Origin of the sequence: Muriicola sp., from assembly GCF_041567615.1 — a bacterium.
Classification (GTDB): domain Bacteria; phylum Bacteroidota; class Bacteroidia; order Flavobacteriales; family Flavobacteriaceae; genus Muriicola.
Genome location: NZ_JBFGBM010000056.1, coordinates 1 through 13897, shown reverse-complemented (window position 1 = coordinate 13897; position 13897 = coordinate 1). Strand labels below are relative to the sequence as shown.

The window sequence follows — 13897 nt, the reverse complement described above, 5'->3', positions numbered from 1 at the left end:
TAAAAAATAAATCATGAGCGTATTAGTCGACAAGAATTCTAAGATCATTGTACAAGGTTTTACCGGTAGTGAGGGAACTTTTCACGCCGAGCAGATGATCGAATACGGAACCAATGTAGTAGGAGGAGTCACTCCAGGGAAAGGCGGACAGACTCATCTGGGAAAACCCGTATTCAATACGGTTGAAGAAGCGGTGGAGAAAGTTGGAGCAGATACCACTATCATATTCGTTCCACCTGCATTTGCGGCTGATGCCATCATGGAAGCGGCCAGTGCTGGCATCAAAGTGATCATTACCATCACCGAAGGCATTCCTGTTGAGGACATGGTTAAAGCCTACGACTATATCCGGGATAAGGATTGTACGCTGATCGGACCCAACTGCCCCGGGGTCATTACTCCGGGAGAAGCCAAGGTGGGTATCATGCCGGGCTTTGTGTTTAAAAAAGGACACGTAGGGATCGTTTCCAAATCCGGAACGCTTACGTATGAGGCTGCAGACCAGGTGGTGCGCCAGGGCCTTGGCATCACTACTGCTATCGGGATAGGTGGGGACCCAATTATTGGAACAACCACCAAAGAAGCCGTTAAATTGCTGATCAATGACCCTGAGACCCATTGTGTGGTGATGATCGGTGAGATAGGAGGGCAACTGGAAGCCGATGCGGCCAACTGGTATAAGGAGAGTGGCAGCAAAAAGCCCATCGTAGGGTTTATCGCTGGGGAAACAGCCCCGGCCGGAAGGACGATGGGGCATGCCGGCGCTATCGTCGGAGGCAGTGACGATACAGCCCAGGCTAAGAAAAGAATCATGAGAGAATGCGGGATCCACGTGGTGGACTCTCCGGCAGACATTGGCAAAAAAGTAAAGGAAGTAATGGGGTGATCCCATCGATTGCTACAGAAATCCCGACATGTTCGGGATTTTTTTTTCGCCTTACGCAACACAAAATGTATCTTTGAAGAACGTGAAACGAATACCGACAACCATATGAAATTGTTAGAAGGAAAGAATGTGATCATCACCGGTGCCAGCAGGGGGATCGGGACCGGGATAGCTAAAGTTTTTGCCGCCCACGGCGCCAATGTCGCCTTTACTTACAGTTCAAGTGAAGGCCCGGCTGTGGCCTTGGAAAAAGAACTCGGCTCCACAGGGGTGAAGGCCAAAGCCTACAAGAGCAACGCAGCAGATTACAAGGCGTGCGAGGATCTGGTGGCTGCCGTCGTCGAGGATTTTGGCGGGATCGATGTTTTGATCAATAACGCAGGGATCACCAAAGACAACCTGCTGATGAGGATGACGGAAGAGGATTTTGATTCCGTGATCGAGATCAACCTGAAGTCGGTTTTTAATATGACAAAAGCCGTACAGCGAACCCTGCTCAAGCAGAGAAGCGGGTCTATCATTAACATGAGCAGTGTGGTAGGGGTAAAAGGCAATGCGGGCCAGACCAATTATGCCGCCTCCAAGGCTGGGATCATCGGGTTCACAAAATCGGTCGCCCTTGAGTTGGGATCCAGAAACATCCGCTGCAACGCTATAGCGCCAGGTTTTATAGAAACGGAAATGACCGGGAAGCTCGATGAGAAAACGGTACAGGGATGGAGGGATGCCATTCCCCTCAAAAGGGGCGGTACCCCGGAAGATGTGGCCAATGCCTGTCTGTTCCTGGCATCAGACCTGTCTTCCTATGTCAGCGGCCAGGTGCTCCACGTAGACGGAGGAATGCTTACCTGATTTAATCTATTTACTCCGGGAGATCAGTTATCCAAAGGTACCCATTGAGGAAAGCGACAAAAAGAAGTGAATAATGCAAACGGCAACCGTTCTGGGTATGCTGCTTGCTGCCCTTATTTCTGCGCTGCTGGTCTGGTGGCAATACTATTTTAGAGCGGGTGCCAGGCGTAACCCTACCCATGTACTGGCGCTGTTGCGTTTCCTGTCGGTCTTTGGCCTATTCCTCCTTCTTCTGAATCCAAAGATCTCTAAAACAACAGTCACCACAAGTAAACAGAACCTCGTCCTGCTGTTCGATGATTCGGAATCCATTCAGAATGCCGGTGCTGCTGACAGGGTCAGGCAGATTTTAACCGATCTTACAGGGGCAAGCTCGCTTTCAGACAGATTCCATATCAACAGCTATGGCTTTGGACGAGAGCTGAATGCCTTGGACAGTCTGGGTTTTCAGGGGGAGGTATCCGATCTCTCAGGGGCCCTTACAGCCCTCAAAACCGTCTATGGACGTGAGAACGCCGTCGCAGTCCTTGTCACTGACGGGAATCAGACCCTTGGGAGGGCTTATGAATACCTGGGTCCTGAGCTCAATTTTCCCTTGTTTTCACTGGTGGTGGGTGATACCACCCGTTATGCCGACCTGAAGATCAGTCGGGTGAACCTTAACAAATACGTCTTTTTAGAGAATAGCTTTCCTGTAGAAATCTTTTTGACCTACCAGGGAAGAGATTCAATCTCCAGCCGACTCGACGTACGCCTGGATGGCCGGAATGTTTTTCGACGAAATGTGAACCTGAGCGCGGAGAACAACTCCATGAAGATCAGCACAAGTCTCCTCGCTTCGGAGGTCGGGCTCAAATCATTGCTACTGACCCTTGATTCCATTCCCGGTGAGAAAAACACGGCGAACAACCGCTGGCGTACCACTATAGAGGTCATTGATGAAAAAACCCGGGTCGGGATCGTTTCAGACATGGCCCATCCGGACATAGGTGCCCTGATCAAGGCTATTGAAAACAATGAGCAAAGGCGTGTTGACCTCGTCAATTCCAGGGCCACAGCAGGGGAATTAAGTGAATTTGACATGTTGATCCTCTATCAACCGGGCAGGTCTTTTTCAGGCGTGTATGATTTCATCCTTCAGTCGGGCCTTAATACATTTACCATCGCCGGTCCGCGTACCGACTTCACCTTCCTGAACAGGATGCAAAAAGGGCTGCAGGTCAGTAATTTCAACCAGACCGAGGAAATACTTCCAGTGATAAACCCCGCTTTTGGACTTTTCGATATTTCAGATTTTTCGGTGGAGGAGTTTCCCCCTTTGCTGGGTACCCTGGGTGAAATCCTGATCACAAAGCCCAATGAAAGCATACTCGACCAGCAGGTCAGAGGCGTTAACCTCCAAGAACCTATGCTCTCCATCATGAGTGATGAAGAAACCCGGCACGCCTTCCTGTTTGGGGAAAATATTTGGAAATGGAGGCTGCAATCTTTCAGGAATGACCAGGGTTTTGAAAATTTCGACCGATTGATGGATAAGATCGTGCTCTACCTCACTTCCGATGGTAAGAGGAAACGGCTCGCTGTGAGTTATGAACAGGCCTATAACGCGGCCTCAGACAGGAAGATCAAGGCCACCTTCTACGATGCTACCTTCGTTTTTGATCCGGAAGCCGAATTAAAGATCAGTATTCGGGGGACTGACCATGAATATACCGCCCGGCAAAATATGGTGCTGGCCGATAATCAGTATGAAACAGACCTGAGTGATCTGCCACCGGGAGAATACAGTTTTTCCGTGACGGTGGAAGGACAGGACATACGCTCTGATGGCAGGTTCAGGATAGAGGACTTCAACCTGGAGCAACTTTTTGTTTCCAGTGACCCAAACAGGTTGGGAATGCTGTCGGAAGGCAGTGGAGGTAGTTTGTACTACCCTGATCAGTTGTCGGCCCTGATCGATGAGCTCTCAGAAGATCCAAGATTCTCACCGGTCCAAAAAAGCACAGAAAATGTCGTATCTTTGATCGACTTCAAAATACTTCTGGGATGGATCGTTATGGCTCTTGCGGCGGAATGGTTTATCCGGAAATACAACGGATTAATTTAAATACACACGAATGGACAAACTTCCAAAAATTACGTTACCAGCAATTTTTATCGTCATCGTACTGGTGATCCTCATATCAAAATCAGCCATTACCATTGGCTCCGGAGAGGCCGGAGTACTTTACAGGACCTTCGGGGACGGGGTGGTTACCGATGAGCCCCCTTTGGGAGAGGGCTTCCATCTTGTAGCACCCTGGAATAAGGTATTTATTTATGAAGTAAGACAGCAGGAGGTGTTTGAGAAGATGCAGGTGCTTTCTTCAAACGGTTTGGAGATCAAGTTGGATGCTTCTGCCTGGTTTGAGCCTAAGTATGAAGAACTCGGTAAATTGCACCAGGAAAAAGGGGAGGCCTATGTGCAAAGGGTACTTCTTCCAACGATACGGTCTGCGGCCAGGAGTGTTGTAGGGCGCTATACACCTGAACAGCTGTATTCCAGTAAGCGGGATGCCATCCAGGCTGAGATCTATGAAGAGACAAAGAAAATTGTTGACGGGCAGTACATACAGCTCAATGAGGTTCTGGTCCGTGACGTGACGCTGCCCCCAACGATCAAAGATGCGATTGAGCGCAAATTAAAGCAGGAACAGGAATCCCTGGAATATGAGTTCAGGCTGGTGACTGCTGAAAAAGAGGCTGAGAGGCAGCGCATTGAGGCCCAGGGTAAAGCGGATGCTAACCGTATCCTCAGCGCGTCACTGACAGACAAGATCCTTCAGGACAAAGGGATTGAAGCTACCTTGAAACTTTCCGAATCACCCAATGCCAAAGTAGTTGTGGTTGGATCCGGGGAATCTGGCTTGCCGATTATTTTAGGAAATAATTAAGCCAGCGAAATTTTTGCAGGTTCAAAATAAATTCTACTTTTGCTCCGTATGAAAGTAAATAATACACATCATCATTCCGCATCTCGCCCTCAAGCAGGTTAGGAATGTATTGTTGTATTCAAAAAATATCCGAACCCGTTTGAGCAATCAAACGGGTTTTGTTTTTAGCTCCAAAGCGATAAATAGGCTAAGCATGAAATTAAAAATTGCCATTCAAAAAGCCGGACGTCTCAATGAGGATTCCCTGAACATCCTCAAGGACTGCGGGATCTCCATAGATAACGGAAAGGACCAGCTCAAAGCTTCTGCCAGGAATTTCCCTCTGGAGGTATTTTATTTACGAAATGGGGACATTCCCCAATATTTGAGAGATGGGGTTGTCGATGTGGCGATCATCGGCAGCAATGTTCTGGTAGAAAAAGGAACGGATATAGACATAGCCGAAAAGCTCGGATTTTCTAAATGCCGTGTATCCCTGGCTGTTCCCAAGGCGATGAAATACGATTCTATCGCCGATCTTCAGGGTAAAAGAATAGCCACTTCCTATCCCAATACTGTGGAAACCTACCTGAAAGAACAAGGGGTAGAGGCAGAACTGCACATCATCAACGGGTCTGTAGAGATCGCTCCCAATATCGGACTCGCAGACGCGATCTGCGATATCGTTTCCAGCGGCAGCACATTGTTCAAGAACAACCTCAAGGAGGTGGAGAAGATCCTCAGCAGTGAGGCAGTACTGGCTGTCTCTCCTAGGATTGGGAAGGCACAACAGGATATCCTGGAGAAACTTCAATTCAGGATGCGGTCCGTGCTGGCCGGGCGTCAGTCAAAATACGTGCTGATGAACGTGCCCAATGACAAGATCGATAAGGTGATCGACTTGCTACCCGGGATGCGAAGCCCCACGGTCCTGCCTTTGGCAGAAGAGGGCTGGAGTTCGGTGCACTCAGTGATCAACAAGGACAAATTCTGGGAAGTGATAGACGAATTAAGGCAGGCCGGGGCAGAAGGGATCCTGGTATGTCCTATTGAAAAAATGGTAATCTAGTTCCGAATGAAGAAGTACTACGATCCGGACAGAAAGGAGTGGGATGATATCCTGTCCAGACCTACTTTCACCGTTGGCGATATAGAGGATACGGTTAATGAGGTTTTCCTTTCTGTCAGGAAAAAAGGAGATGATGCGGTCAAAGAATACACCGAGAAATTTGACCGGGTATCCCTTGCCTCCCCTCTGGTTGGGGAAAAAGAGATCGGGGAGGCCGAACAGGCCATAGACGAAGGCCTGAAAAGGGCCATCGGACGGGCGTATGACAATATCTATAAATTCCACGAAGCTCAGAAGACCCCTCCCGTTAAAGTGGAGACTTCGCCCGGAGTCGTTTGCTGGCAACAGAAAAGACCTATTCAAAAGGTGGGACTGTACATTCCCGGAGGTACGGCGCCCCTCTTTTCCACCATCCTCATGCTGGCCATACCGGCAAAAATTGCAGGCTGTGATGAAATCGTCCTGTGCAGCCCCCCTGACAAGAACGGCAACCTGCCGCCCGTTGTGCTCTATACAGCTTCCCTTTGCGGTATTGACAAAATCTACAAAGTAGGCGGGATTCAGGCGGTGGCAGCCATGACCTTCGGAACCCCGACCATTCCCCGGGTTTACAAGATCTTCGGCCCCGGCAACCAGTATGTGACCGTAGCTAAACAACTGGCCACGAAATACGGGGTTGCTATAGATATGCCAGCCGGCCCCAGTGAACTTCTGGTTATGGCTGATGATTCGGCATTGCCCTCCTTTGTTGCGGCCGACCTGTTGAGTCAGGCCGAACACGGCACGGACAGCCAGGTGGTCCTGGTAACAACCTCCAGATCTTTGCTTACAAAAGTGGAGGAGGAAGTAACGTCTCAGCTCGATGCACTCCCCAGGAAGGAGATCGCCCGAAAAGCAATTGGCAACAGCAGGCTTATCTACATGTCTGACCGCGACGCGGCCATTGATCTGATCAATACCTACGGACCGGAGCACTATATCCTGTGTACAGACGATGAAGAATACTATTTGGAGAAAACGGCAAACGCAGGTTCCGTTTTTATCGGTAATTACACCCCGGAGAGTGCGGGAGACTACGCTTCCGGAACCAACCACACCCTGCCTACCAACGGCTATGCCAGGCAATACAGCGGGGTAAATCTGGACAGTTTTACCAAGAGCATCACCTTCCAGAAGATATCGGAAGAAGGAATCATGGACCTGGGCGAGACTATAGAGATCATGGCCGAAGCAGAGGGTTTACAGGCTCACAGGAACGCGGTGACGCTCAGAAAAGAACTTTTGAAACAGAAATTACAGAAGGGAGAATAGGATGGAGTCCGCAAAATCAACACAATTTGATCTCAATCGCCTGGTCAGGGAAAATGTCAGGAATATGACACCCTATTCCTCGGCCCGGGATGAATACGTTTCCGATGGGAGTGAAAAGATCTTCCTGGATGCCAATGAGAATCCCTTCGGGGATGGGATCAACCGATACCCTGACCCGCAGCAGCGTACCCTGAAATCGGTCCTCTCCGGGCTTAAAGGGGTTAATCAGGACCAGATCCTGCTCGGAAACGGAAGCGACGAAGTCCTGGATCTGTTCTTTCGAGCTTTTTGTGAGCCCGGGAGAGATAATGTGATCACAGTGCCGCCGACCTATGGGATGTACGGTGTTCTGTCATCCCTCAACAATATTGAGAACAGGAAGGTCCTGCTGAAAAGGGATTTCACGCTGGACCTCGATGGCATTTTCAATGCCGTAGACGAAAATACGCGGATGATCTTTCTGTGTTCCCCCAACAATCCTACCGGGAACTGCATTCCCAACGAGCAAATCGAAGGCTTATTAGACCGATTTACAGGCCTGGTGGTTCTCGATGAGGCTTATATTGATTTTTCCGGTAAAACCAGCTGGATCAATACCCTTGATACCTATCCCAACCTGGCAGTCACCCAGACCTTTTCCAAAGCCTATGGTATGGCCGGGATACGCCTCGGGAGCTGTTTTGCCTCGAGGGAGGTGATCGCTGTCCTGAACAAGATCAAGCCTCCGTACAATGTCAATGAGCTCACACAGCGCACGGCCCTTCAAAGGCTAAAAGAGGCCGGGCGGGTCAAGGAAGAGGTGGAGGTACTGCGAACGGAAAGGAAAGAACTCGAACGCGCGTTATCGGCTTTGGATTACGTAGAGCGTGTCTATCCGAGTGATGCCAATTTTATTCTGGCTGTCGTTGATGATGCCAACCTGAGGTATGAGGGGCTTCTGGAAAAGGGATTTATCGTCCGCAACAGGTCTGGTCAGCCCCTATGTGAAAATTGCCTGAGGTTTACCGTGGGAACTCCGGAGGAGAACCGCCGCCTCATCGCAGCTTTAAATGAATTGAAATGAAAACTTCAGAAAAAACCAAGGTCCTGTTCATCGATAGGGACGGCACTCTGATCAGGGAGCCCCAGGACGAACAGATCGATGCCTTTGAAAAACTCGAATTCTACCCCGGGGTCTTTACCTGGCTGGGCAGGATAACAAGGGAGTTGTCCTATGAACTCGTAATGGTGACCAATCAGGACGGCCTGGGTACGGATTCCTTCCCGGAAGAAACTTTCTGGCCTGTACAGAATTTTATGATGGACACCCTGGAAAAGGAGGGGATCAGGTTCAAAGAGGTGTTGATAGACAGGACATTCCCCAGTGAGAATGCCCCGACCAGGAAGCCGAAAACAGGTCTTTTAATCCCGTACATGAAAGGGGATTACGACCTGGAAAATTCTTTTGTTATCGGGGATCGTCTCACCGATATGGAGCTAGCCAAAAACCTGAATGCCAAAGGAATATTTATCAACAATCACACCGCTCTGGGAAATGACGAACTCTCTGCCAAGGAGGAGGAGATCAAGGCCTGTATTGGCCTGGAGACGGCCTCCTGGAAGGAGATCTACGAATTCTTGAGACTCGGAAACCGCAGTTCCCAGCACAGCAGGGACACCCGGGAAACCCAGATCTCGATCAGCCTGAACCTGGATGGGAGCGGACAAAGCGATATATCGACCGGACTTCCTTTCTTTGACCATATGCTGGATCAACTGGCGAGACACGGACAAATCGACCTGGCCATAAAGGTCAAAGGAGACCTGGAAATAGACGAACACCACACCATTGAAGACACGGCCATAGCCCTGGGAGAAGTGTTCCACAAGGCCCTTGGCGACAAGCTGGGGATTGAACGATACGGCTTTTGCCTCCCTATGGACGATTGCCTGGCACAGGTGGCGATCGATTTTGGAGGCCGCAACTGGCTGGTATGGGAGGCTGAGTTCAAGAGGGAAAAGATCGGTGACATGCCCACCGAGATGTTCTTCCATTTCTTTAAATCCTTTACAGACGGGGCTAAGGCCAATTTGAACATAAAGGCCGAAGGAGTCAATGAACACCACAAGATCGAGGCTATTTTCAAGGCCTTTGCCAAAGCCATCAAAATGGCTGTGAAACGGGATACGGAAAAAATGATACTCCCCTCTACGAAGGGAATGCTTTAGGGAATCGACAATGAAGATCGTCATAATTGATTACGGTGCCGGTAACATTCAGAGTATAATCTTTGCTTTGGATCGCCTGGGCTATACCGCCACCCTCTCAGATGACCCAGAGGTCATAAAAAATGCGGATAAGGTCATTTTTCCCGGGGTTGGGGAGGCGAGTAGCGCGATGAAGAAATTGAGACAGCACGGCCTGGAGGAATTGATTCCCGCCCTGACCCAACCTGTGCTCGGGATCTGCCTGGGTATGCAGCTGATGTGCAGGTATTCAGAAGAAGGGGAGACCAGGGGACTCGGAATTTTTGACGTGGATGTCAAACGATTCTCCGACGACCTCAAGGTACCTCAGATCGGTTGGAACCAGATTCGCAACCTCAAAACCCCATTGTTTGATGAAATCCCTGAAAACGGATACATCTACCTGGTCCACAGTTATTACGCTCCCCTGTGTGAGGATACCATTGCAGTAACTGATTATGGGATTCTCTACAGCAGCGCCGTATGGAAGGATAATTTCTGGGGAGTGCAATTCCATCCGGAGAAAAGCAGTACAATAGGAGAGCAGATATTAAAGAATTTTATAACGCTCTAACGTAAAGAGATGAGAATCATACCAGCCATAGACATTATAGAGGGCAAATGCGTCCGGCTTTCCAAAGGGGATTACGGCACTAAAAAGGTTTACAGTGAGGACCCGCTCGAAATGGCCAAGAAATTTGAAGCGCATGGGGTGGAGTATCTTCATTTGGTGGATCTGGACGGGGCTAAGTCGAGTCATATTGTCAATCACAAAGTACTGGAGCAGATCGCTTCCAGGACCTCCCTGAAAGTGGATTTCGGGGGCGGACTCAAAGCGGATGAAGACCTGAGGATCGCATTTGAATCCGGGGCAAGGCAGATTACGGGGGGCAGTATCGCCGTGAAGAAAAAAGACGTATTCCTGGGCTGGTTGGAGGAGTATGGGGCCGAAAGGATCATTCTCGGAGCCGATGCCATGGATGAAAAAATCGCAGTTTCCGGCTGGCAGGAGGGCACAGGCGAAGAATTGATCCCCTTCATCCAAAGGTACCAGGGAGAGGGGATAAAATATGTGATCTGTACAGATATCGACAAGGACGGGATGCTGGAAGGCCCTTCTGTCCGACTCTACCAAAAGATTCTGGAGAAGACGCAGGTCGAAGGCAAGCCCGGTATCAGCCTGATTGCCAGTGGGGGGATCAGCAGGATGGATGACCTTTATGAATTGCAGGCGCTGGGGTGCGAGGGGGCGATCCTCGGCAAGGCGATCTATGAGAAAAAGATCAGCATGAAAGAACTGGAGTCTTATATCTTAACGGCATGAAAACGAAAAGATCTGATCTGGCCCGGGAATTTATTGAAAACGCCCTTTTCAGGATAGAAGAGAACATGAGGATGCTGCAGAAGAGCCTTGATTTCCTGAAGGAAGAGGAAGTGTGGAAAAGACCCAATGAAACCTCCAACAGCGTAGGTAATATCCTGGTGCACCTGCGCGGCAACATCACCCAGTACATCTTGGCCGGACTGGGAGGAGCGGAAGACCTGCGGGAGCGGGATGCGGAATTTGCCGTTCAGGGCGGACTGTCGAAGAGGGAATTGATGGAGCAAATCCACGCTTTGATGCAGGAAGTCAAGAGTGCGCTAAAAAACCTGTCAGACGAGCAGTTGACGAACTATTACAAGGTACAGGGCTTCGATCTGAGCGGGGCAGGCATTGTACTCCATGTAGTAGAGCATTTTTCCTATCACACAGGACAAATCGCCTTCTGGACCAAATCGCTGAAGAACAGAGACCTGGGGTTTTATGAGGGGGTCGACCTGAATATCAAAAATAAAAACGGATGCTGACCAAGAGGATCATACCCTGTCTGGATATTAAAAACGGGCGTACCGTAAAAGGGATCAATTTTGTGGATTTGAGGGATGCCGGCGACCCCGTTGAGCTGGCCGCCCGGTATGCGCAGGAAGGGGCTGATGAACTGGTTTTCCTCGATATCTCTGCAACAGAAGAGGAGAGGAGGACGCTGGCAGACCTGGTACATCGGGTTGCTGAACGCGTCAATATCCCTTTTACCGTGGGAGGCGGGATCTCCTCCGTTGAGGACGTGAGTCGTTTGCTCCACAACGGTGCGGATAAGATCTCCGTCAATTCCTCTGCGGTGAAGAATCCACAACTGATCGATGAACTGGTCGCAAAATTTGGGTCCCAGTGCATTGTGGTCGCCATCGATGCCAAGCAGATCGACGGATCCTGGAAGGTTCACCTGGTTGGGGGAAAAGTGCCTACAGAACTCGATCTGTTCGAATGGGCTCAGGAGGTAGAAAGTAGGGGTGCAGGGGAGATCCTCTTTACCTCCATGAACCACGATGGTACCAAAAATGGCTTTGCCAACGAAGCACTGGCCAAACTATCCTCCCTGGTGAACATCCCCGTCATTGCCTCCGGAGGTGCGGGAACCCGGGATCATTTCCTGAATACCTTTACAAAGGGAAAGGCCGATGCCGCCCTCGCAGCAAGTGTATTCCACTTTCGGGAGATAGAGATCATGGAATTAAAGCAATACCTCGGGAATCACGGGATCCCGATGAGACTATAACAAAATAAAAAAAAGGGATATGGCACTGAATTTCGACAAGAACCAGGATAACCTTGTACCGGCTATCATACAGGATGTGCGTACAAAGAACGTTCTCATGCTGGGCTACATGAACCACGAAGCCCTTGAGCAGACCATGAAGACCGGAAAGGTGACCTTTTTCAGTCGCACTAAGAACAGGCTCTGGACCAAGGGAGAGGAGAGCGGTAACTTCCTCCTTGTAGAAGATATTCAGGAAGATTGTGATAAGGATACCCTCCTGATCAGGGTAACCCCTGAAGGCCCCACCTGTCACCTGGGCACGGATACCTGCTGGGGGGAAGACAACAAAATCACTTATGGGTTTCTTTCCGATCTGGAAGGGATCATCGCCTCCAGGCAAAAGAATGCCTCAGGGGACCAGAGTTATGTAGCTTCCCTTTTTGAAAAGGGGATCAACAAGATCGCCCAAAAAGTGGGGGAAGAAGCCATAGAGGTGGTCATCGAAGCCAAAGATGCGCATGACGATCGTTTTTTAAACGAAAGTGCAGATCTGCTCTTTCATTTCCTCATCCTTCAAAGGGCAAGGGGATTTTCCCTGGATCGGGTAGTGGATGTACTCGAAGAAAGGCACAAGGCGGTTACCTAAATTCTACCACCAGACCACGAAGAATTTTTCAAATGTACCATCGGTCTTTTTCATCCAGACCAGGGTAGATTGATGCTTCAGCACACGGAAATTAATTTCGAGTAAAGCATCATAATAAGGAATCCAACTTTCAGTATCAAAGGGATTTACCACCCAGAGTTCCTTCGTTGGAAAGTAGTACTTGTGCTGGCGGAATGCGGTAGATTCAAAATCTCCCATCCGCATCCAGGTACCGACTATACAACGGGTATTCAGGGGCCTTATCCTCACCCTCTCCGCTTTATAAGGGATGAAGAGTTGCGCCTTAAAACAGACTTTCTGATCCAGGTTAGCCGGATGAAGCCCTAATGTCTCAAGGGCCTTTGTGCCTTCTTCAGAATGCGGCAGGGAGAACTGGCCCTCCTTTAATTTATCGAGTTTGGTAAAGAACATATCCTTCCTGTTTGGCCCTACCAGCTGGTACATGGGTTCGCTCATGTCTGTGTCGACCAGGTAGAATTTATAGGTCAGCTCTACGTGAACAGCACGATCCTCCTGTACATGCCTGAGTAGGAAATCGATCTCGCCCAATGTTATTTTTTCTTGGGTTACCAGGATATTTTGCCCGATCAGCTTATAAGTTTTCTGCCCTCTGAGCAATGACAGGAACACACGCTCCATTTTGTGTCCCAGCCTCATGCCGGAAGCGAAGGCTTCCGGTTTGATCGCAGAAAGGTCGATCTCCGGCACCTGGAACTGCTCTATGCCGAACTGGGAGCGGGTCCAGAGGGGAGGGGTTTGCAGAAAACCCCTGGCCAAGTCGGTGAATCGGTCCTCCATGGAAACTAAAATACGCAAACCGTTAAGGTTTATTTAAAAGGCCTGCACGTACCGTGAAATATAGTATTTTTATGCTATGGCTATGAAAATCAGATCCGGCTTTCGATTTACCAATTACGAGGCGCCTGAACAAACCCCCTTCGAAAAACTCTTTGAGATCTTCCAGGAACTCATCACCCACACCTCAGGGGATGTGGAGGAGGCATTGGACTGGTTGAGGGAACTCGACAAGGAATACGACCTGACGGATGAGGATTATACCATAGATGATTTTATCGAAGACCTGAAGGCCAAAGGGTATCTGCGTGAAGAGATCGATCCCAGCCAGGGAGAAGACGGAGAAGGGGTCCCGGGAAAAGGCCTGCTGTCCATCACTGCAAAGATGGAGCGCATCATCCGGCAAAGGGCGCTTGACCAGATTTTTGGAAAGATCAAACGCAGCGGTTCCGGAAACCACCGAACCGGGAAGTCGGGTGCAGGAGACGAACACACAGGCGATTTCAGGGATTATCATTTCGGGGACTCACTAGACAGGATCTCCATGACGGAAAGCCTGAAAAATGCCCAGGTAAACCACGGACTGGATGGTTTTTCCCT

General features: G+C 49.7%; 14 protein-coding genes and 1 pseudogene. 14 read left to right on the top strand and 1 reads right to left on the bottom strand.

What is annotated here, in order from left to right:
* Positions 1 to 13: 13 nt before the first annotated feature.
* The 13 genes from sucD (at position 14) to hisIE (ending at position 12481) form a co-directional block, all read left to right on the top strand.
* Complete coding sequence (gene sucD / locus ABYP73_RS05675; RefSeq protein WP_372973709.1) at positions 14 to 886, top strand: succinate--CoA ligase subunit alpha; 873 nt, start codon at positions 14 to 16, stop codon at positions 884 to 886.
* Positions 887 to 991: 105 nt separating this feature from the next.
* Complete coding sequence (fabG, locus tag ABYP73_RS05670; protein WP_372946648.1) at positions 992 to 1738, top strand: 3-oxoacyl-[acyl-carrier-protein] reductase; 747 nt, start codon at positions 992 to 994, stop codon at positions 1736 to 1738.
* Between the two features lie 73 nt (positions 1739 to 1811).
* Positions 1812 to 3845, top strand: coding sequence for a VWA domain-containing protein (locus ABYP73_RS05665; RefSeq protein ID WP_372973708.1), 2034 nt, complete (start codon positions 1812 to 1814; stop codon positions 3843 to 3845).
* A gap of 10 nt (positions 3846 to 3855) precedes the next feature.
* On the top strand, positions 3856 to 4671 hold the full coding sequence (locus ABYP73_RS05660; protein WP_372973707.1) for a prohibitin family protein: 816 nt from the start codon (positions 3856 to 3858) through the stop codon (positions 4669 to 4671).
* 193 nt (positions 4672 to 4864) lie between these two features.
* Complete coding sequence (hisG, locus tag ABYP73_RS05655) at positions 4865 to 5719, top strand: ATP phosphoribosyltransferase (protein WP_372973706.1); 855 nt, start codon at positions 4865 to 4867, stop codon at positions 5717 to 5719.
* A 6-nt stretch (positions 5720 to 5725) separates the two neighbouring features.
* A complete protein-coding gene (hisD, locus tag ABYP73_RS05650; protein ID WP_372973705.1) occupies positions 5726 to 7030 on the top strand; it encodes a histidinol dehydrogenase in 1305 nt (434 codons plus the stop codon).
* 1 nt (position 7031) lies between these two features.
* Positions 7032 to 8093: a histidinol-phosphate transaminase gene (gene hisC, locus ABYP73_RS05645; RefSeq protein WP_372973704.1), complete on the top strand. Its 1062-nt coding sequence runs from the start codon at positions 7032 to 7034 to the stop codon at positions 8091 to 8093.
* A complete protein-coding gene (gene hisB / locus ABYP73_RS05640) occupies positions 8090 to 9238 on the top strand; it encodes a bifunctional histidinol-phosphatase/imidazoleglycerol-phosphate dehydratase HisB (protein ID WP_372973703.1) in 1149 nt (382 codons plus the stop codon). The genes hisC and hisB overlap by 4 nt, the downstream gene beginning before the upstream one ends.
* A 10-nt stretch (positions 9239 to 9248) precedes the next feature.
* A complete protein-coding gene (gene hisH, locus ABYP73_RS05635; RefSeq protein ID WP_372973702.1) occupies positions 9249 to 9830 on the top strand; it encodes an imidazole glycerol phosphate synthase subunit HisH in 582 nt (193 codons plus the stop codon).
* Positions 9831 to 9839: 9 nt separating this feature from the next.
* Positions 9840 to 10580, top strand: coding sequence for a 1-(5-phosphoribosyl)-5-[(5-phosphoribosylamino)methylideneamino]imidazole-4-carboxamide isomerase (gene hisA / locus ABYP73_RS05630; protein WP_372973701.1), 741 nt, complete (start codon positions 9840 to 9842; stop codon positions 10578 to 10580).
* Positions 10577 to 11104 (top strand): DinB family protein, encoded by a 528-nt coding sequence (locus ABYP73_RS05625; RefSeq protein WP_372973700.1) that lies wholly within the window; start codon positions 10577 to 10579, stop codon positions 11102 to 11104. The genes hisA and ABYP73_RS05625 overlap by 4 nt, the downstream gene beginning before the upstream one ends.
* Positions 11098 to 11853: an imidazole glycerol phosphate synthase subunit HisF gene (gene hisF / locus ABYP73_RS05620; protein ID WP_372973699.1), complete on the top strand. Its 756-nt coding sequence runs from the start codon at positions 11098 to 11100 to the stop codon at positions 11851 to 11853. The genes ABYP73_RS05625 and hisF overlap by 7 nt, the downstream gene beginning before the upstream one ends.
* Positions 11854 to 11872: 19 nt before the next feature.
* The gene (gene hisIE, locus ABYP73_RS05615; RefSeq protein WP_372973698.1) at positions 11873 to 12481 is read left to right on the top strand and encodes a bifunctional phosphoribosyl-AMP cyclohydrolase/phosphoribosyl-ATP diphosphatase HisIE; all 609 of its coding nucleotides are present in this window, start codon (positions 11873 to 11875) and stop codon (positions 12479 to 12481) included.
* A 3-nt stretch (positions 12482 to 12484) separates the two neighbouring features.
* Here hisIE and ABYP73_RS05610 read toward each other — a convergent pair whose 3' ends face one another.
* Positions 12485 to 13318: a DUF1853 family protein gene (locus tag ABYP73_RS05610; protein WP_372946623.1), complete on the bottom strand. Its 834-nt coding sequence runs from the start codon at positions 13316 to 13318 to the stop codon at positions 12485 to 12487.
* Positions 13319 to 13376: 58 nt separating this feature from the next.
* Here ABYP73_RS05610 and ABYP73_RS05605 point away from each other — a divergent pair.
* Positions 13377 to 13897, top strand: a pseudogene (locus ABYP73_RS05605) (hypothetical protein); the annotation flags it as partial.